Source organism: Saccharopolyspora taberi, assembly GCF_039534165.1.
Classification (GTDB): Bacteria; Actinomycetota; Actinomycetes; order Mycobacteriales; family Pseudonocardiaceae; genus Saccharopolyspora_D; species Saccharopolyspora_D taberi.
In genome coordinates this window covers 17,540-36,065 of sequence record NZ_BAAAUX010000030.1, presented here as the reverse complement: position 1 = coordinate 36,065, position 18,526 = coordinate 17,540, and the positions used below count along the sequence as shown (strand labels likewise).

Below are 18,526 nucleotides of genomic sequence, written 5' to 3'. Positions count from 1 at the left end.
ACGATAGCGTCCCGCTTCCGGCGCGCGCCGCAGGCACGCGGAAACGACCTCTGGAGGACGGCGCCAAGCCGGTTGGCGACGGCGTACCCTCACCTCGTGGTGACCGCACGTGGATCTCGGCGCCGAACGCTGGTTCGGCGGGACCGGCGGGGCCGTGGCCTGCGCGGACCCCTCTACCCGTCTTCGGTCCCGGTGGCCCGCAGCCGATCGCAGCGCTTCGACGCCCTGGTGCTGGAGGCACTGGAACCGATCGAGCAGCGCTGGCACGCCGAGCTGACCCAGCTCGACGTCGCCGTGGACGAGGTCCCGGAGATCACCAACACCGTTCCGGAGAAGGTCGTCTGGGACGACGACGTGGTGGTCGACGCCAACGTGCCGCTGGCCCGGCTGGTGCCCGCCGGGGTGGACCGGCGCGGCCTGCCGACCCGCGCCCGGATCGTGCTCTACCGCAGGCCGCTGGAGGCCAGGGCCCGCGACGGCACCGACATGGCCGACCTGCTGCACGACGTGCTGATCGAGCAGGTCGCCACCTACCTGGGGCTCGATCCGGACGTCATCGAGGGGCAGTGACCCGGCGACGCCGTTCGGGCAGTGCCCCGACCAGCGCGAACAGGTTCGCGGCCGCCTGCACGACGAGCAGCGCGGTGCGCGGAGCGGCCTCGTAGCCGACCTCGACGTCGGCGGTGTGCTCGGGTAGCGGTACCGCCACCTGGTGTCCCCACGTGGTCGCGAGCGGCGCCGGAGCGCCGTTGATCCGGGCGTACCAGCCGGGCTCGTTCTCCGCGCCCAGGACGAGAGCCCGGCCGACGCCGCCGTCCGACACGCGGACCGCGAAGTCCGGCGGTACGGCGTCCACCGGCAGCGGCTTGGCCTCGGGCGTCGGTGCGGCTTCGGCCCTGGCCTGGCGGGCCAGGTCGGGGCCGAGCAGCGCGACCGGGCTGCTCGGCAGCAGCACGCGGAGCGCGTCCTCGCCGGAGGCGAGGTGGCCGTGCGGCTGCACGAGGTCGCCCGCGACCTCGCGCACGCGGGCCGCGTCGAGCGGCGGAGCCGCGACGAAGCCCGCGCTGCGGGCGGCGGTCGCCGCGAGAGCGCCGCGGACGCGGTCGCGGTCGCCGGACCGGAGGTCCGCGTCGACGCGGCGGAGCCAGTCGGCGGACGTGGGCCGGCGGACGAGGGCGTCGTCGCCGTAGCGGGGGTGGGTTCCGTCGACCAGGCGGGCCGGGCCGGGGCCGAGGAGCAGCAGGTAGCCGGGGCGTTGCAGGTCTTCGGTCAGGGCCGGGGTGGTGGTTGCCTGCTGGGTGGTCAGCGGGCCTCCGATCCCGGCGAGGACGGCACCCGCCGTGAGAACCGCCAGCACGCACGCGGGCACAGCGCGGTGCACGGACGGTTTTCCGGCCAGCACCGCCCACATGGCTCCTGCCGCGACGAGGATCAGCGGTGCTCCGGTGGGCACCAGTACCGCGAGGACCCAGCCGAACAGCATCACCGCGAGTCCGGGCACCATCGGCCGCCGCCTTCCGCGGATCAGCACCGCGGCGACGGCCAGCACCAGCAGGCCGCCAGCCCAGCCTTCCGCCGAGGGGGTCAGGGCCAGCAGCCACGGGCTCACCTGCCCCGGCCCGGCCAGCAGGAGTCGCGGGTTGCCTGCCAGCACGATCGGCCACGGCAGCAGGCACGCCACCGGCAGAAGCACGATCGCGGTCAACGCCGCCACCCGCCTGGGCGCGCGCCGCGCTTCGCTCGGTACGAGCACGAAGCCGAGCAGCGCGAGGACGACCAGCGCCGCATGCATGAGCGGAGTGAACGCGCCTAGAACCGCCAGACCGAGCGAGGTCAGGCACGCGGTGCCGAGCCAGTTGCGTTCGGCGTGGACGGGCGCGAGACGGGACAGACCGACCGCTGCCGAGATCCCGGCCAGCAGCGGCGGAACGAGGATGTGCGCCACTACGACGTCGAGTCGCCCGTGACCCGCCGAGAGCACCGCCGCAGGCAGCAGCGCGTACGCACCTGCGGCGGTCGCGCGCCACGCCCGCGAGATCGGCACCGCGCGGGTGGCGAGGTAAGCCGCGATCCCCGCGAGAGGAACTCCGAACAGCAGCAAGATCGACACGACCACCGGCGGTCCGCCGAGCACGCTACCCAGGACGGCGAGGACCAGCAGCGACGGGGACGCGGGTGAAGCCGTGCCGCCGTCGACCGGATGCCAGGCGGCGAGGTAGTCCGCCCACGTCCGGCCGAGGTCGCCGACCGGGAGCAGCTGCCCGCCGTGCAGCCCCGGGCCGAACCGGGGCATCTCGGCGAGCACACCGTTGGTGACCAGCGCGAACACCAGCAGCGCAACCGCAAGGACGACCGGAGGCGTCAGCAGCAGTTCGCGCAGCACGCGCCAGCGGTCCACTGGAACGAGCAGGAGTTCCGATTCCCGGGTGGTCCCTCCGCGCGGCACCGGCGACGGACGCGGGCGGGGACTCGGCGTCGGCGCGGGCTCGACGGGAACGACGACCGGGGCGGCAGGTCGGCGAAGCCCGGCGACCCGCTTGCCGACCGCCCCGGCCGGAAGCGCGTCGGGACCGACCGCACGTGGTGCCGTCGCTGGCACCGCCTTCAGCTGCTCGCTCGCCTGGCCGAGCACGAAGTCCCGGCGCACCCGCTCGCGCACGAGCCCCGCGAACGCAGCGCGCAAACCGTTGCGCAGCCGGGTCAGGCGACTCGTCAGCAACCCGCGCACTCCGTGCCGCTTCGAGATCGTCGCGGCACGCCGACGCCGGCCGGACAGCAACCCGAGCCTGCCGGTCAGCAAGCTGCCGAGAACCGCCAGCTCCGCGAGGGCTTCCGGCCACCGGCGCAGCACCGTGAAACCGAGCGTCCGCAGCAACGCGAGAACGAAGAGCCTGGGCAGTCCTATGAGGAACGACGTCAGAGTCGTGTTCACCAAAAAGGTGCGGACACCGTTGACCCGCCCGGCTTTCCGCGTGCCCGTGCCGGGCTTGCGGCAGGTGCCCGCGTGGCGCATGCGGGCGCTCGGGACGAAGAGCACCAGATGACCGTCGGTGTTGATGCGCCAGCCGAGGTCGATGTCGGCGAAGGCGTCGACCGCGTCGAACCCGCCGAGCTGCTGGAAGACGTCCCGGCGCACCAGCGCCCCGGCCGACGAGACGGCCAGGACCTCCGACACCGCCAGCGCCGAACCCGACGCACCCAGCGCGGGGTCCAGTTCGGACGGACCGATGCCGGTCTGCCGGTTTCCCGAGGAGTCGGTGGACAACCCCGCGTCGACGACCAGCCGGGGGTCGTCCCGGTCCAGCCCGAGCGGGCCGAGCATCGCGGCGGTCGAGTCGAGGTCGGCCACCCGGAGCAGGTTCTCCAGGCAGTCCGGCTCCGGCACCGAGTCGTCGTGCAGCAGCCACAGCCAGCGGCCGGGATCGCCCCAGCGGTCGGTGGCGTGGTCGAGAGCCGCCGCGACCGCCGGGCCGAAACCGGTTCCGGCCGGGAGCTCCAGGACCCCGTCGACCAGGCCGTCCCGGCGCGCCCGCGCCAGTTCCTCCGATGTGGACGCACCGGCGTCCACCGCGAGCAGGTGCCGTGGTCGGACGGTGAGCCCGCGCAGCGCGTCCAGCAGATCGCGCTCGTCACCGCCGTGGGACACCAGCACGGCGAGCACCGGTGCCGTGTCCAGCCGTGGCGCGCTCGCGGCCAACCTGTCCTCCCGCCGTCGTGATCAGCTGACCGTGACGGTAGTGGACGGGCGGCGGGAAAGAACCCCTCGAACCCGGGCGCTAGACGGCCTGGCGCTTGAGCTTGCGGCGCTCGCGTTCGGAAAGCCCGCCCCAGATGCCGAACCGCTCGTCGTGTTCGAGCGCGTACTCAAGGCATTCGGAACGCACTTCGCATCCCGCGCAGATGCGCTTCGCCTCCCGGGTCGAACCGCCCTTTTCCGGAAAAAACGCCTCCGGGTCGGTCTGCGCGCACAGGGCGCGTTCCTGCCATTCCTGCTCTTCCTCGTCGAGGTCGAACAGGCCCAGAATGTCGAGCTCCGCCAGCTGCGGGTCTCCCCGCTCCATGAGACGGCTCTCGGCTGTTTCCCACATTGGTCCTCCCCCGGGTCTCTCCCATTCCCCGGGCCCTCCCCAGGACCCGAAACGGGACGCACTCCCACTTGCGATTCCCCAGCCGGTTCTCCCCTCCGGCCGGCCGTCGTCGCCGGAACACCGGGGCCCGGTTCAGGCCCGAGGTGCGGAAACCGATGACCGACGATCCGCGGGAGTCGTTGGTCTTCGGAAGGCGACAACGGAGAATGACACCACTGTGATTACACCCGTGTAGCTCCATGCGGTCAAGTGGAGACCATCCGTAGGGGGATACCCCGACCTGATCCACTCAGCGCTACCGGAAGAGCACTTTCAGCTCATGATCGAGTACTCCGTCCAGCGGTATCGGCAAATCATGATCAATGGATACCACCGAGCGGCGTGCCGCGCCCGTTCACGGCCGGGGACACTGGAGGGGTGATTAACTCCGCAGTGCGAGTCAGCCCGCTGTTCCTCGCCCTGGTCGCCGCCACGGCTGCCGGTTGCGTGCTGGCGACCTTCGACAACGTGTACGCGATGACCGCCGGTGTCGTGCTGATCGTGCTCGGCGGCTGGGCCACCTCGCTGTGCCTGCACGAGTTCGGCCACGCCGTCACCGCCTTCCGCGGCGGTGACCGGTCGGTCCAGGCCAAGGGCTACCTGACGCTGGACCCCCGGCACTACACCGACCCGGTGCTCAGCATCGTGCTGCCGCTGCTGTTCGTGGCGATCGGCGGCATCCCGCTTCCCGGCGGCGCGGTGTGGATCAACCACTCCGCGCTCCGGACCCGCCGGATCGAGTCGGCGGTGTCGCTGGCCGGTCCGCTGACGAACCTGGTGCTCGGCGTGGCGCTCACCGCCGTGGTGGCTTCGGTGCCGATGGCGCCCGGGCTCGGGGCCGGGCTCAGCTACCTCGCGTTCCTCCAGGTGATCGCGTTCGTGCTGAACATCCTCCCGATCCCCGGGCTCGACGGGTACGGCGCGATCGAGCCGTGGCTGTCCGGGCAGGCCCGGCAGTTCGGGGAGAAGGCGCGGCCGTGGGCTCCGCTGGTGCTGTTCGCGCTGATCCTGGCGACGCCGGTGGGCGCGATGTTCTTCCGCGTCTCGTACCTGCTGTTCGACGTCGTCGGCGGCAACCTGGAGCTGACCATCGACGGCATGAGCACGTTCCGCTTCTGGATGTGAGTTCCGAGCGTGCGAGGATCGGCATCGTGAAGGTCGTTGTTCTGGTCGGGGGCGTCGGCGGCGCCCGTTTCCTGCTCGGGGTCAAGGCCGCGCTCGGCCTGCCCGCCCACGGCGCGCCGGAGGCGGATTCACCGCACGAGGTCACCGCGGTGGTCAACGTCGGCGACGACGTGTGGATGCACGGGCTGCGGGTCTGCCCGGACCTCGACACGTGCATGTACACCCTCGGCGGCGGCATCGACTCCGCGAAGGGGTGGGGCCGGGTCGACGAGACCTGGTCGGTGAAGGAGGAGCTGGCCGCCTACGGCGCCGAGCCGAGCTGGTTCGGGCTGGGCGACCGCGACATCGCCACCCACCTGGTCCGGTCGCGGATGCTGCGCGCGGGCTACTCGCTGACCGACGTGACCGAGGCCCTGTGCGACCGGTGGCGGCCGGGCGTGCGGCTGCTGCCCGTCACCGACGAGCGGGTCGAGACCCACATCGCGATCGAGGACCCGGAACCGCGCGCGGTGCACTTCCAGGAGTGGTGGGTGCGGTACCGCGCGGAGCCCGCGGCGAAGGCGATCGCGCCGGTGGGCGCGGAGGAGGCCAAGCCCACGCCCGCGGTGCTGGAGGCGTTGTCCGGGGCCGACGTCGTGCTGATCGCGCCGTCGAACCCGGTGGTGAGCGTGGGGACGCTGCTCGCGGTGCCCGGTTTCCGCACCGCGCTGCGCGAGGCGGAGGCACCCGTCGTCGGGCTCTCGCCGATCATCGGCGGCAAGCCGCTGCGGGGCATGGCCGACGCGTGCCTCACCGCGATCGGAGTCGACACCACCGCCGAGGCGGTGGGCAGGCACTACGGCTCCCGGAAGGGCTCCGACGAGGGCATCCTGGACGCATGGCTGGTGCACTCCGGCGACTCGGCCGAGGTGCCCGGCGTGACCGTGCGAGCGGTCCCGCTGCTGATGTCCGATGTGGACGCCACCGCGGCGATGGCCCGCGCGGCGTTCGAGATCGCGGGGGTGGAGCCGTGAAGGACCACGCAGCGGGCGACGGGCTGCGGCTGATCCCGGTGCCGGGACTGCCGGAGTTCGGTCCCGGTGACGACCTGGCCGCGTCGATCGCCGCGGCGGCGCCGTGGCTGTCCGACGGTGACGTCGTGGTCGTCACCAGCAAGGTGGTGTCCAAGGCCGAGGGCCGCATCGTGCGCACTCCGCGCGATCCGGCGCTGCGCGACCAGCTGCGGCGGGAGCTGGTGCGGTCCGAGGCCGTGCAGGTGCTCGCCCGCGCCGGGCGCACGCTGATCACCGAAAACCGGCTCGGCATCGTCCAGGCCGCCTCTGGGGTCGACGCCTCGAACGTCGCGCTCGACCAGATCGCCCTGCTGCCCGAGGACCCCGACGCCTCCGCGCGCGGGCTGCGCGCCGGACTGGCCGAGCGGCTCGGGGTGGACGTGGCGGTCGTGATCACCGACACGATGGGCCGCACCTGGCGGGTCGGGCAGACCGACGCCGCGATCGGCTCGGCCGGGCTGGCGGTGCTGCACGGGTACGCGGGCGCCACGGACTCGCAGGGCAACGAGCTGGCGGTCACCCAGGTCGCGGTCGCCGACGAGATCGCGGCGGCGGCCGACCTGGTCAAGGGCAAGCTCGGGGGCACCCCGGTGGCGGTGGTGCGCGGGCTGCACGTCACCGACGACGGTTCGTCGGCCCGCGACCTGGTCCGCTCGGTCGACGAGGACCTGTTCCGGATGGGCACGGCGGAGGCGGTGGCGAAGGGCCGCCGGGAGGCGGTGCTGATGCGCCGCTCGGTCCGCGCGTTCGCCGACGACCCCGTGGAGCCGGACGCGGTGCGCCGCGCGGTGGGCGCCGCGCTCACCGCTCCCGCGCCGCACCACACCCGGCCGGTCCGCTTCGTCTGGCTCCGCGACCGTCCACTTCGGATGAAGCTGCTGGACGCGATGCGCGCGGCGTGGCTGGACGACCTGCGCGCCGACGGGATGTCCGAGGAGGCCGCGCAGCGCCGGGTCGGCCGGGGCGATCTGCTCTACTCGGCACCGGAACTGGTGGTGCCGTTCATGGTCCGCGAGGGCTCGCACGACTACCCGGACGAGCGGCGCCGGGGTGCGGAGCGGGAGATGTTCACCGTCGCCGCCGGTGCCGCGGTGCAGGGGCTGCTGGTCGCGCTGGCGGCCGAGGACCTGGGCTCGTGCTGGGTGTCGTCGACGATGTTCTGCCCCGACGTGGTGCGCTCGACGCTGGCGCTGCCCGCGGAGTGGGAACCGCTCGGCGCGGTGGCGGTCGGCCGTCCCGCGGAGGCGGTGTCCGGGCCGCGTCCGCCGCGCGAACTCGACGACGGGCTGGTGGAGCTGTGAGCGGACCGCACCTCGACGCCCGGCGGGTGCTTTCGGACTGGAAACCCGCCGACCCGCAGCAGGAAGCGCTGCGGCACGCCTTCCTCGCGCTCATCGACGCGCGCGCGGACGCGTGCCTGCGCGCGTGCGAGCCCGGGCACGTGACCGCGTCGGCGGTCCTGCTCGACGCGGCGGGCGAGAACGTGCTGCTGACGCTGCACCCCCGGGTCGGGCAGTGGCTCCAGCTCGGCGGGCACTGCGAACCCGAGGACGGGACGATCGCCGGTGCCGCGCTGCGGGAGGCGACCGAGGAGTCCGGGATCGAGGGCCTGGTCCTGGAGCCCGAGCCGGTGCACCTGGACGTGCACCCGATCACCTGCTCGCTGGGCGTTCCGACCCGGCACTTCGACGTGCGGTTCGTGGTCCGCGCGCCGGAGGGCGCGCAGCCCGCGCGCAGCGACGAGTCGCTGGACCTGCGGTGGTGGCCGGTTGACCGGCTTCCGGACGGTTCCGACCTCGGGCCGCTGATGGCCGCCGCGCGTCACATCGCGCGGTAGTCGCGCGCGGGCAGGCGGGGGCCGAAGCGCGGACGGGAAGCGCCCGCGGCGGCGAGGTAGCGCACGGCGCGCTGGCGCTGGCCCGCGTAGGGCGCGAGTGCGGCGAGCATGCCGTCGTCGTCGAGCGGTTCGCCGGTGAGCGCGAGGCCGACGATCGTCGGCAGGTGGTAGTCGCCGACGCTGACCGCGTCCGGGTCGCCCCACGCGCGCTGGGCGACCTCCGCCGCCGTCCACGGTCCGATGCCCGGGATGTGCCGCAGCAACCGCTGCCCCTCGACACCGCCCAGTTCGACGGCCCGTTCCAGGCTGCGCGCCACCGACGCGGCCGCGATCAGGGTGCGGCGGCGGGCTCCGTCCACTCCAGCGCGATGCCATTCCCAGTCCCGGATCTGCCGGACCTGCGCCGGATCCGGCACGGTCCGCATGCCCTTCGGCGCGGGCCCGGGGGCGGGGCTGCCGAAGCGGTGGCACAGCTCGCGCCAGGAGCGCCACGCCTCGCGGTTGGTGACCTTCTGCTCCAGCACGGCCGCGACCAGCACGTCCCACACCCGGCCCGACGAGCACAACCGCACGCCGCGCGAGGCCCGCCTGCCGCGCTCGACGATGTCGTGCAGCGGCGTGAAACCGCTGTCGTCATCGGAGGCTCCGAGCAGATCCGGCACGCCCTCCAGCACCCGCTCCGCACCGGCGCCCCACGCGGTCGCGCGCACCTCGGAACCGGCGGAAAGCCGCAGGGTGACCGGACCTTCGGGCGTGGTGGTGGCCCACCAGAACGCGTCCGTGCAGACGCGGGTGGTCGGATCGCCGGAACCGCGGCGCAGCGGGGACAGGACCCCGGCCAGGTCCAGCTGGTACGGGGGTTTCCAGGTGCGGTCGAGCTGTTTCATGATCAGTCGGTCCGATGATCAGGCTGTTCCGTCATCGGTCTGCGGAGAACCGTACGCCGCCCGGCGGCAGTTCCACGCCCGGCCACACTCGCACCCCGTCGAGCAGCTCGCAGCCCGCTCCGACGGTCACGCCGTCACCGATCACCGCGCCGCGCACGACCGCGCCCGCCTCGATCACCGCGCCCGCGCCGACCACGCTGCGCTCGACGACCGCACCGGCGTCGACCCGGACGTCGTCGAACAGCGTCGACCCGGTCACCTCCGCGCCGGAGGCGACCACGCCTCCGGCACCGACGGTGCTGCCGCCGACGACGGTGGCCTCCGGGTCGACCTTGGCCCCGTCCAGCAGCAGCGCTTCGCCCACCGGGCCGGGCAGGGCCGTCGACGGCAGCTTGCCGAGCACCAGGTCGGACGAACCGCGCACGAACGCGGCCGGCGTGCCGATGTCGAGCCAGTACGAGTCGTCGACGTAGCCCTGGATCCGCGCGCCCGCGGCGAGCAGACCGGGGAAGGTCTCGCGCTCGACCGACACCGGGCGGCCCGCGGGGATGTCTTCGATCACGGAGCGGCGGAAGACGTAGCAGCCGGCGTTGATCTGGTCGACCGGCGGGTTCTCGGTCTTCTCCAGGAACGCGGTCACCCGGCCGTCGGGATCGGTGGGAACGCAGCCGAAAGCGCGCGGATCGCCGACCTTGACCAGGTGCAGCGTGACGTCCGCCTCGGCTTCCCGGTGGGTGCGCAGCAGGTCGCCGAGATCGGCGCCGGAGAGGATGTCGCCGTTGAAGACCAGGACGTCGTCGGCGCTGAGCCGGTCCGCGACGTTGCGGATCGCGCCCGCGGTGTCCAGCGGTTCCCGCTCGACGACGTACTCCAGCCGCAGCCCGAAGTCCGAGCCGTCGCCGAAGTGCTCGGCGAACACCTCGGCCTTGTACGACGTGCCGAGCACCACGTGCTCGATCCCGGCCTCGCGGATCCGGGCCAGCAGGTGGCTCAGGAACGGAACACCCGCGGTCGGCAGCATCGGCTTGGGTGCCGAGAGGGTCAGCGGGCGCAACCGCATGCCCCGACCTCCGACCAGCACCACCGCTTCCGTGGACATCAGTCAGTGTTCTCCTTCACTGGGCATCTCCTCCACCGGGTTCTCCTCCACCGGGCTCCACTACCTGACGAAGTTTCCCTGACGAAAACCCGTTGGGGGGAATACTCTGGCAGGAGCAACGGCATAATGGTCACCGGGTCCAGCACTGGCGACCGCACCGATCTCCGCGGTGGCCACGTTCGACCCCCCTGACCGGCGAAGTACTGAGAGGGCATCCCCATGGACCCGCGCCTTCGAGCCGACGAAGCACTTGCTCGCGCGCGGGCGCGAGGTGCGTTCGTCGTCACTCCCGACAACGCGACCTCGCCGATGGATGCGTCCACGACCGTTCGGATCCCGCGGGATGTGGTGGAGAACTCCGATCCGGACCACACCCAGGTGATCTCCCAGTCGCAGCCGATGCCCACGGTCCCGCCCGCTCCGCAGCAGACCGGGTGGCCGACCGACGACCCGCAGCAGCAGGTCCCGCCGAACCCGTACCAGGCGCAGCGCGGTCCGGGCGAGTTCGGACCGCTCGGTTCCCGCGCCGCGCAACAGCAGTACCCGCAGTACTGACCGCTACCCGCGCTGGGCGCGGATCTCCAGCCGGGCCCTGGCCGCCAGGGCCGCGCGCAGCGCGAGCCGCAGCGGTGCCCAGACCGCGCCCCGGTGCCGGTCCGCGAGGTAGCGGTAGGCGCTGCGGTGGTGCTCGGTGAGCATCCGCGCGGACGCCTTCCCGGTCGAGTGGCCGCCGATGTGCATGATCTCCGCGGACGGCACGTAGACGTTGAGCCAGCCCGCCCGGCCCAGCCGCTCGCCCAGGTCCACGTCCTCGAAGTACATGAAGTACCGCGGGTCGAAGCCGTCCACCGAGTCGAACGCCTCGCGGCGCATGAGCAGGCAGGAGCCGGAAAGCCAGCCCGCGGTCCGCTCCGAGATCGCGGTCTCGGACTGCCGGTAGGCGCGGCTCCACGGGTTCGACGGCCAGATCTTGCCGAGCACGGCGTGCCCGGCACCGCGGCCGAGCGACGGGATCAGCCTGGCCGACGGGTAGATCGCGCCGTCCGGTTCCCTGATCAGCGGGCCGAAGCTGCCGCCGCGCGGCCACCGACCGGCGGCGGCGAGCAGCTCGTCCAGCGCGCCCGGCTGCCACTCCAGGTCCGGGTTGGCGATCACGATCCAGCCGTGCTCCGGACCGAGCTCGGCGACCCCGCGGTTGGCCGCGCCGCCGTAGCCGAGGTTCGCGCCGGTCGGGACGAGGTCGACCTCCGGGCGTTCGGCCGCCTTCTCCGGGGCGCCGTCGGTGGACCCGTTGTCGGCGAGGATCACCCGCACCGGCCGGTCGGTGGCCGTGGCCAGGGTGTCTAGGAACCGGGTCAGGGTGTCGCCGGGCGAGTAGGTCACGGTGACGACGGCGAGCTCGTCGCCGTAGGTGCGCGAGTCGGTCACGCCGCCACATTCTGCCAAGGGCGTCAGCGGCGGTTGCGGTGGACGTGGTCGGCGCGGGCGTAGGCGTCGCGGTGCTGCGCCGCGCAGGCCGCCCAGGTGAACTCCTTGGCCCGGCGCTGCGCCGCCTCGGCCAGCGCGGCGCGGCGGGCCGGGTCGTCGAGCAGCTCGGTCAGCCCGGCGGCGATGTCGCCCGCGCCGACGCCGCAGTAGGCGACCGCGTCGCCGCCGACCTCCGGCAGCGCCAGCCTGCGCGTGGTCAGCACCGCCGCACCGCAGGCCATCGCCTCCAGCACCGGCAGGCCGAAGCCCTCGCCGACGCTGGGGTAGGCGACCAGGTGCGCGCCGCCGAGGAACCCGGCCAGCTGGGAGAACGGCAGGTAGCCCGCGCGGATCACCCGGATCCGGTGCGGGACCGACATCAGCGCCCGCTCCACCCGGGTGTCCCAGCCGGGCTGTCCGGCCAGCACCAGCGCGGGCGCGTCCGAGCGGCCCTGGCAGGCGAGGGTGAAGCCGCGGATCAGCGCGGGCACGTTCTTGCGGGGTTCGAGCGCGCCGAGGAAGGCGACGTAGGGCTGGTCGAACAGGTCCAGCCGGTCCCGCACGGCCTGGACCTCGGCGGGCGACGGCGGGTGGAACCGATCCGGGTCGACGCCGTGGAACATGACCTGGATCGCGCCGCGGTCGGCGCCGACGGTGCGGGCGAGCTCGCTCGCGGTGGCCTCGCTCGGGACCACGCACAGCGTCGCGCGGCGCAGCGCGGTGCGGGTCCACGCGCGGAAGAACCGGGCCTTGACCGGCGAGTGCAGCGCCGGGTCCGTGAAGAACGTCGCATCGTGCAGCGTGACCACCGAGGCGACCGGGTTCGCCAGCGGCGTCGTGTAGTGCGGGGAGTGCAGGACGTCGACGCCGAGGCGGCGGACCAGCCGGGGCAGGGTGGTCTGCTCCCAGGCCAGCCGGGCGGTGCGGGTGGCGACCGACTCGGCGGCGGGCACGACCTCGGTGTGCGGCGCGATCGTGCTGTAGAGCTCGGCGTCGCGCGGCTGGCAGGCCACGGCGGTGCGGGTGCCGTCGGCGTCGAGCGCGGCGAGCAACGAGTCGACGTAGCGGCCGACACCACCGCGGTCCGCGGGTACCGCGGTTGCGTCGATGAGGATGCGCGGCTCGCGTCTGTGCACGCCAGCAGCGTACGGGGGAGTGCGGAGGGCCCGTGACGGGTTCGGGGATAAATCCCCGGCGTGCAGGGGTGATCGGGTCGCGGTCATGCGGTCGTCGTGTCCTCGGTGTGCAGGCGCCACACCTCGCGCGCGGCGCGCTCCCAGGTGAATTCGGCCGCCCGGCGCCTGCCCGCTTCGATCCGGTCGCGGTCCGGGGCGTCGGCGGCGGTGCGCAGGGCGGCGGCCAGCGCGCGGTGGTCCGCGCGGGGGACCTCGATGCCCGCGCCGCCCGCGACCTCCACCAGGGCCGGGGCGTCGGAGTGGATCACCGGGACGCCCGCGGCCATCGCTTCGAGCACCGGCAGGCCGAAGCCCTCGGCCAGGCTCGGGGCGGCGAGCGCGGCCGCCCGGCGCAGGACCTCCGCGAGTTCGGCGTCGGTGACGCCGCCGAGCAGCCGCAGGCGTTCCGGTGCCAGGCCGTGGTCGGCGGCGATCCGGCGCAGGTCCACCGCGCCCCAGCCGGGGCTGCCGACGACCACCAGCGCCAGGTCGGGGGCGTCCGGTTCGGCCAGCGCCCGGACCAGGTGCTCGTGTCCCTTGCGCGGCTCGACGGTGCCCACGACCAGCACGTACCGCGGCGGCAGGTCCAGCCGCGCGGAGGATTCGGCGGTCACCGAGGCCGTGACGCCTTCGCCGATCACGTGCACGTCCGCGGCGAGGTCGACGTGCCGGGCGAGGTCGGCGGCGACGGCCCGGGTGGGCACCACGATCGCGTCCGCCGCCCGCGCGGCGCGGGTGATCGCCCGCCGGTGCCAGGCGGCGCCGCGCGGGGTCAGGGTCTCCGGATGGGTCCAGGGGACGGTGTCGTGCACGGTGACGACAAGCCGGCGCCCGCGGCGCGCTGGCGGGGCGAGCGGGGTCATGGCGTGCACCGAATCACCGCCGGGCCACAGCGGAACCCCGCGCTCCCACGCCGCGATCAGCGCGCGGCGCGGCAGGCGCAGCACCCGCGGCCCGCCGACCCCGTCGACCGCGGCGGCGGCCGGATCGCCGGTCCGGCTGACGACGCTGGTCAGCCGCCAGCCGCTCGGCGCGGTCGACGCCATCGCGCGGAGCAGCTCCCGGGTGTAGCGACCGGTCCCCCCGGGGACGGGCGCGAGCAGCTGCTCGGCGATGGCGACGAGTTCGGGCACGGGTTCAGCCTGCCACGACGGGGTGACGGCGCCGGGCGTAGCGTGGCTCGCCGTGACCGCATCGGAACCGGTTCGCAGCACCGTGGTGGTGGTGACCTGGCGCGGCCGGGAGCACGTCGGCGCCTGCCTGGACGCGCTCGCCGCCCAGGACCGTCCACATCGGACTCTTGTGGTGGACAACGCCTCCGACGACGGCACCGCCGAGGTGCTCGCCGCGCACCCGTCCCGCCCGGAAGTGCTCCGCCTGCCCCGCAACCTCGGCTACGCGGGCGGCGTGGCCGCCGCACTCCCGCGCGTGCGCACCCCGCTGGTCGCCTGGCTCAACGACGACGCCGCGCCGGACCCCGGCTGGCTCTCCGCGCTGGAGGCGGCGCTCGACGCCGACGGCGTCGCCGCGGCCTCCGCCGCGCTCCGCGCGCCGGACGGCCGCCTCCAGTCGCTCGGCGTCCGCCTCACTCCCGACGGCCACGGCGCGGACACGACCGCCTCCGAAGCCTTCGGCTTCTGCGGCGGCGCCGCTCTGCTGCGCCTGGCGGACCTGCGCGCGATCGGCGGCGTGCCCGCCGCCTTCTTCTGCTACTACGAGGACACCGACACCTCGTGGCGGCTGCGCCTGGCGGACCGCCGCGTCGTGCAGGTTCCCGAGGCCGGTGCCCGGCACCTGCACGGCGCGTCCGCGAACCCCGGTTCGCGGCTGTTCCACCGCTGGAACGAGCGGAACCGGTTGCTGATGCTGCTGCGCTGCGCGCCTGCCGCGGTGGCGGTGCGCGAGATCGCGCGCTTCGCGGCGATCACAGCGGCACTGCCGTTCCGACGCCGGGTCCCGGCGGCGAACTTCCGGGTCGGGCTGCGGCTGCGGGTGCTCGCCGAGATCGCGCTGCGGCTGCCATCCACGCTGAACGAGCGCCGCGCCATCGGACGGCGCTCGACGGTCAGCCGCGCCCAGGTGTGGCAGGACTGGGCGGGCTGAGCGCAAGACGCCCCAGGCAGCCCACATCCCCGGCAAACGCATGGTGCAGGCTTAGGGCGTGACCGAAAAGCCCACCATGCTGCCGACCGTCTCGGTGATCGTGGTCAACCACCGGGGCGCCGACGACACCATCACCTGCCTGCGCGCGCTCCGGGAGGACCTCGACTACCCCGGTGACCAGCTGGAACTGATCTGCGTCGACAACGCCTCCGGGGACGGCGGGGCGGAGCGCATCGAGGCCGCCGAGCCGGGCGTCCGGCTGATCCGGTCCGACGAGAACCTCGGCTTCGCGGGCGGCTGCAACCTGGGCGCGCGCGAGGCGACCGGCCAGGTGCTGGCGTTCCTGAACAACGACGCCCGGCCGGACCGGGCGTGGGCCCGCGCGGCGGTGTCGGTGCTGCGCAGCGAGCCGACCGTGGGTGCGGTGGCGAGCAAGGTGCTGGACTGGGAGGGCAGGCACGTCGACTTCGTCGACGGCGGCCTGACCTGGTTCGGGATGGGCTACAAGCGGCACGCGGGCGAGGTGGACGACGGGTCGCACGACGCCGCCCGCGACGTGCTGTTCGGCACCGGGTCCGCGCTGTTCGTGCGGGCCGAGCTGTTCGCCGCGCTCGGCGGGTTCGACGAGCGGTACTTCATGTTCTACGAGGACGTCGACCTCGGCTGGCGGCTGAACCTGCGCGGCTGGCGGGTCCGCTACGAGCCGCGCTCGCTGGCCTACCACCGCCACCACGCCTCGATGACCGAGATCGCCTCGGCCCGCGAGTACTACCTGCTTGAGCGCAACGCGCTGGCCAGCCTCTACAAGAACGTCTCGGACGAGACGCTGGCCAAGGCGCTGCCCGCGGCGATGGCGCTGGCGGTGCGCCGGGCCACCGCCCGCGGCGAGATCGATCCGGGGCAGCTGGAGATCACGCGGCGGCCGGACGGTCCCGACGACGTCTCCGAGGTCTCCATCGACCGCGCCGCGCTCGCCGGGATGCTGGCGATCGACCAGTTCGTCGAGCTGCTGCCGGAGCTGAAGGAGGCGCGGGAGGCCGAGCAGCGGGCGCGGGTGCGCACCGACGCCGACCTGCTGCCGCTGATGCGCAAGGCGATGGAACCGGCGTACCCGCTGCCGCGCTACCTCGCCGCGCACGACGCGCTGGTCGAGGCGTTCGAGCTGGACAAGGTGTTCGGCAGGCCGCGGCGGATCGCGGTGATCACCGGGGACGCGGTCACCGAGCGGATGGCCGGGCCTGCGATCCGGGCCTGGCACATGGCCGACGTGCTCTCCTCCGAGCACGACGTGCGACTGGTCAGCGTCAACGCGCACGTGAACCCGCCGGAGTCGCCGTTCGACGTGGTCGCGGCCAGGCCCCGCGAACTCGGCCCGCACGTGGAGTGGGCCGACATCGTCGTGCTCCAGGGGCACGTGCTGGAGATGGTGCCCGCGCTGAAGAAGGCGGACTCGACCAAGATCGTGGTCTGCGACGTCTACGACCCGATGCACCTGGAGCTGCTGGAGCAGGGCCGCGACACCGACGACGAGCGCCGCGCGCTCGACCTGGCGGGCGTGACCAAGGTGCTCAACACGCAGCTGGAGCGCGGCGACTTCTTCCTGTGCGCGTCCGAGCGGCAGCGGCACTTCTGGCTCGGGCACCTCGCTTCGCTGGGCAGGCTGACGCCGGGGCTCTACGACACCGACCCGACCGTGCGCTCGCTGCTGTCGGTGGTGCCGTTCGGCCTGCCGTCGGTCGCACCCCGGCGCACCGGGCCCGCGATCAAGGGTGCGCGGCCGGGGATCGGCGCGGACGACAAGGTCGTGCTGTGGGCCGGTGGCGTCTACAGCTGGTTCGACCCGCTGACGCTGGTGCGCGCGGTGCACGGGCTGTCCCAGCGGCGCGACGACGTCCGGCTGTTCTTCCTCGGGATGAAGCACCCGAACCCGGACGTGCCGGAGATGGGGATGGCCGACCAGACCCGGCACCTCGCGGCGCGGCTCGGGCTCACCGACAAGCACGTGTTCTTCAACGAGACCTGGGTTCCCTACCAGGAGCGGCAGAACTACCTGCTCGACGCGGACTGCGGGGTCACCACGCACTTCGAGCACGTGGAGACGACGTTCGCGTTCCGCACCCGGGTGCTGGACTACCTGTGGTCGGGGCTGCCGGTGGTGACCACCGACGGCGACTCCTTCGCCGATCTGGTGCGGCAGGAGGGGCTGGGCGTGGTCGTCCCGCCCGAGGACCCCGACGCGCTGGCGGACGCGCTGGAGAAGGTGCTCTACGACGAGGAGTTCGCGGCCGGGTGCCAGGAGCGGATCGTCGGTGTGCGGGAGCGGTTCACCTGGGAGGCGGTGCTCGCGCCGCTCACGGAGTTCTGCCGCGACCCGCGTCCGGCCGCCGACCGGCTCGGCGCTTCCGGGCCGCTGGTGCGGACGCCGAAGTTGAAGGGCGTGGAAACCGTGCGGCGGGATGTGGCGCTGCTGCGCGAATACCTCGACGCGGGCGGGCCGCTGGAGGTCGCGAAGCGAGCCACCGGCCGCATCCGGCGGCTCGCCGCCGAGCGGCTGCGCCGCGATGGCTGACCTGCGCGTCCTGCTCGACGGGACGCCGCTGCTCGGCAGCCGGACCGGGATCGGCCGGTACACCGCGTCGCTGGCCGCCGCGCTGGTGTCCGAAGTGGATCTGCGGCTGATCGGCTTCACCACGCGCGGCTGGCGGGAACTGCGTTCCCTGGCGCCGTCGCGGGTCGTCGGACCGCCGATCCCGGCGCGCGTCCTGCGCGCGCTGTGGTCGCGCGGCGCCTTCCCGCCGGTGGAACTGCTCGCTGGGCGTTGCGATGTCGTGCACGGCACGAACTTCGTGCTGCCGCCATCCGTTCGCGCGGGCGGCGTGGTCACCGTGCACGACCTCGCCTTCCTCGACGCGCCCGAGGAGGCGCCGGGGCTGGCCGAGCTGGTGCGGGCGTCGGTGCGGCGGGCCGCTGCGGTGTGCACGCCGACCGAGGCAGTCGCGGACTCGGTGTGCTCGCGGCTCGGCGTGGACCGGTCGAAGATCGTCGTGACACCGCTGGGCGTCGACCCGGAGTGGTTCGACGCCACGCCCCCGGACCAGGAAGTGCGGTCCCGCCACGGCATTCCGGACGACTACCTGCTGTTCGTCGGCGCCGACGGCCCCCGCAAGGGCCTGCCCGGCCTGCTCCGCGCCCACGCCGACGACCTCCCGCCGCTGGTCGTCGCCGGTCCCGGCGACGCCGCCCGCGGCGACCGGGTGCTCCGCACCGGCTACCTCCCCGACTCGCGGCTGCGCCGCCTCGTCGCGGGCGCCCGCGCGCTCGTGCTCCCCTCGCGCGACGAAGGCTTCGGCCTGCCGGCCTTGGAAGCCTTCGCCTGCGGCGTACCGGTCGTCTGCTCCGATGTCGCTGCGCTCCGCGAGGTGACTTCCGGGCACGCCTCGCTGTTCCGCTACGGCGACACCGACGCGCTGCGCGCTGCGCTGCGCCGAGCGCTGGAGTCTCCGCCGGAGTCCGCCGCGCTTCGCGCGCACGCGGCGGGGTTCACGTGGAGCCGCTGCGCTGAGGCGACGCTGCGCGCGTACCGGATCGCAGCGCGGTGAAACTTCCACCCGCGATGGTGATCTTTGCGGCACTATGAGTGACGACGCCGTCCCG

At 73.8% G+C, this 18,526-nt stretch carries 16 protein-coding genes; 9 read left to right on the top strand and 7 right to left on the bottom strand.

Going from position 1 to position 18,526, the window contains the following annotated elements; genetic code table 11:
• Window positions 1–96: 96 nt before the first annotated feature.
• A complete protein-coding gene (locus ABD691_RS30110) occupies window positions 97–570 on the top strand; it encodes a metallopeptidase family protein (RefSeq protein WP_344685527.1) in 474 nt (157 codons plus the stop codon).
• Here ABD691_RS30110 and ABD691_RS30105 read toward each other — a convergent pair.
• Together ABD691_RS30105 and ABD691_RS30100 are read right to left on the bottom strand one after the other, a co-directional pair.
• Window positions 554–3,697, bottom strand: coding sequence for a glycosyltransferase (locus ABD691_RS30105; RefSeq protein ID WP_344685525.1), 3,144 nt, complete (start codon window positions 3,695–3,697; stop codon window positions 554–556). The genes ABD691_RS30110 and ABD691_RS30105 overlap by 17 nt on opposite strands.
• 79 nt (window positions 3,698–3,776) lie before the next feature.
• The gene (locus ABD691_RS30100) at window positions 3,777–4,061 is read right to left on the bottom strand and encodes a WhiB family transcriptional regulator (RefSeq protein ID WP_425565192.1); all 285 of its coding nucleotides are present in this window, start codon (window positions 4,059–4,061) and stop codon (window positions 3,777–3,779) included.
• 444 nt (window positions 4,062–4,505) lie between these two features.
• Here ABD691_RS30100 and ABD691_RS30095 point away from each other — a divergent pair, with 444 nt between their 5' ends.
• The 4 genes from ABD691_RS30095 to ABD691_RS30080 are packed head-to-tail and all read left to right on the top strand — an operon-like array spanning window position 4,506 to window position 8,141.
• Window positions 4,506–5,252, top strand: coding sequence for a site-2 protease family protein (locus ABD691_RS30095; RefSeq protein ID WP_344685521.1), 747 nt, complete (start codon window positions 4,506–4,508; stop codon window positions 5,250–5,252).
• 26 nt (window positions 5,253–5,278) lie between these two features.
• Window positions 5,279–6,265 carry a 2-phospho-L-lactate transferase gene (cofD, locus tag ABD691_RS30090; RefSeq protein WP_344685519.1) on the top strand — a complete coding sequence of 329 codons (987 nt, stop codon included), beginning with the start codon at window positions 5,279–5,281 and terminating at the stop codon, window positions 6,263–6,265.
• A complete protein-coding gene (locus ABD691_RS30085; protein ID WP_344685517.1) occupies window positions 6,262–7,605 on the top strand; it encodes a coenzyme F420-0:L-glutamate ligase in 1,344 nt (447 codons plus the stop codon). Before cofD ends, ABD691_RS30085 begins: the two co-directional genes overlap by 4 nt.
• Complete coding sequence (locus ABD691_RS30080) at window positions 7,602–8,141, top strand: NUDIX hydrolase (protein WP_344685515.1); 540 nt, start codon at window positions 7,602–7,604, stop codon at window positions 8,139–8,141. Before ABD691_RS30085 ends, ABD691_RS30080 begins: the two co-directional genes overlap by 4 nt.
• Here ABD691_RS30080 and ABD691_RS30075 read toward each other — a convergent pair.
• Both ABD691_RS30075 and manB read right to left on the bottom strand, forming a co-directional pair.
• Complete coding sequence (locus ABD691_RS30075) at window positions 8,126–9,028, bottom strand: DNA-3-methyladenine glycosylase family protein (RefSeq protein ID WP_344685513.1); 903 nt, start codon at window positions 9,026–9,028, stop codon at window positions 8,126–8,128. The two genes, ABD691_RS30080 and ABD691_RS30075, sit on opposite strands and share 16 nt — an antisense overlap.
• Window positions 9,029–9,059: 31 nt before the next feature.
• A complete protein-coding gene (manB, locus tag ABD691_RS30070; protein ID WP_344685511.1) occupies window positions 9,060–10,127 on the bottom strand; it encodes a mannose-1-phosphate guanylyltransferase in 1,068 nt (355 codons plus the stop codon).
• 219 nt (window positions 10,128–10,346) lie between these two features.
• On the opposite strand from manB, the gene ABD691_RS30065 reads away from it, so the two are divergent.
• Window positions 10,347–10,682 (top strand): hypothetical protein, encoded by a 336-nt coding sequence (locus ABD691_RS30065; RefSeq protein ID WP_344685560.1) that lies wholly within the window; start codon window positions 10,347–10,349, stop codon window positions 10,680–10,682.
• A gap of 3 nt (window positions 10,683–10,685) precedes the next feature.
• Here the strand turns inward: ABD691_RS30065 and ABD691_RS30060 are convergent, their stop codons facing one another.
• From ABD691_RS30060 to ABD691_RS30050, 3 genes are all read right to left on the bottom strand, one after another.
• A complete protein-coding gene (locus tag ABD691_RS30060) occupies window positions 10,686–11,555 on the bottom strand; it encodes a glycosyltransferase family 2 protein (RefSeq protein WP_344685509.1) in 870 nt (289 codons plus the stop codon).
• Window positions 11,556–11,578: 23 nt separating this feature from the next.
• On the bottom strand, window positions 11,579–12,709 hold the full coding sequence (locus ABD691_RS30055; protein ID WP_344685558.1) for a glycosyltransferase family 4 protein: 1,131 nt from the start codon (window positions 12,707–12,709) through the stop codon (window positions 11,579–11,581).
• 104 nt (window positions 12,710–12,813) lie between these two features.
• Window positions 12,814–13,902: a glycosyltransferase family 4 protein gene (locus tag ABD691_RS30050; RefSeq protein WP_344685507.1), complete on the bottom strand. Its 1,089-nt coding sequence runs from the start codon at window positions 13,900–13,902 to the stop codon at window positions 12,814–12,816.
• Window positions 13,903–13,954: 52 nt separating this feature from the next.
• Here ABD691_RS30050 and ABD691_RS30045 point away from each other — a divergent pair, with 52 nt between their 5' ends.
• From ABD691_RS30045 to ABD691_RS30035, 3 genes are all read left to right on the top strand, one after another.
• Window positions 13,955–14,872, top strand: coding sequence for a glycosyltransferase family 2 protein (locus ABD691_RS30045; protein ID WP_344685505.1), 918 nt, complete (start codon window positions 13,955–13,957; stop codon window positions 14,870–14,872).
• A gap of 76 nt (window positions 14,873–14,948) precedes the next feature.
• Window positions 14,949–17,441: a glycosyltransferase gene (locus ABD691_RS30040; RefSeq protein WP_344685556.1), complete on the top strand. Its 2,493-nt coding sequence runs from the start codon at window positions 14,949–14,951 to the stop codon at window positions 17,439–17,441.
• Complete coding sequence (locus ABD691_RS30035; protein ID WP_344685504.1) at window positions 17,434–18,471, top strand: glycosyltransferase family 4 protein; 1,038 nt, start codon at window positions 17,434–17,436, stop codon at window positions 18,469–18,471. The genes ABD691_RS30040 and ABD691_RS30035 overlap by 8 nt, the downstream gene beginning before the upstream one ends.
• Window positions 18,472–18,526: the final 55 nt, after the last annotated feature.

Bases quoted from the DNA above. Each gene is read 5' to 3' on its own strand.
- ABD691_RS30100 (WP_425565192.1), bottom strand. From the start codon at position 4,061: ATGGAGCGGGGAGACCCGCAGCTGGCGGAGCTCGACATTCTGGGCCTG.
- ABD691_RS30075 (WP_344685513.1), bottom strand. From the start codon at position 9,028: ATGAAACAGCTCGACCGCACCTGGAAACCCCCGTACCAGCTGGACCTG.
- manB (WP_344685511.1), bottom strand. From the start codon at position 10,127: ATGTCCACGGAAGCGGTGGTGCTGGTCGGAGGTCGGGGCATGCGGTTG.
- ABD691_RS30065 (WP_344685560.1), top strand. From the start codon at position 10,347: ATGGACCCGCGCCTTCGAGCCGACGAAGCACTTGCTCGCGCGCGGGCG.
- ABD691_RS30040 (WP_344685556.1), top strand. From the start codon at position 14,949: ATGCTGCCGACCGTCTCGGTGATCGTGGTCAACCACCGGGGCGCCGAC.
- ABD691_RS30035 (WP_344685504.1), top strand. From the start codon at position 17,434: ATGGCTGACCTGCGCGTCCTGCTCGACGGGACGCCGCTGCTCGGCAGC.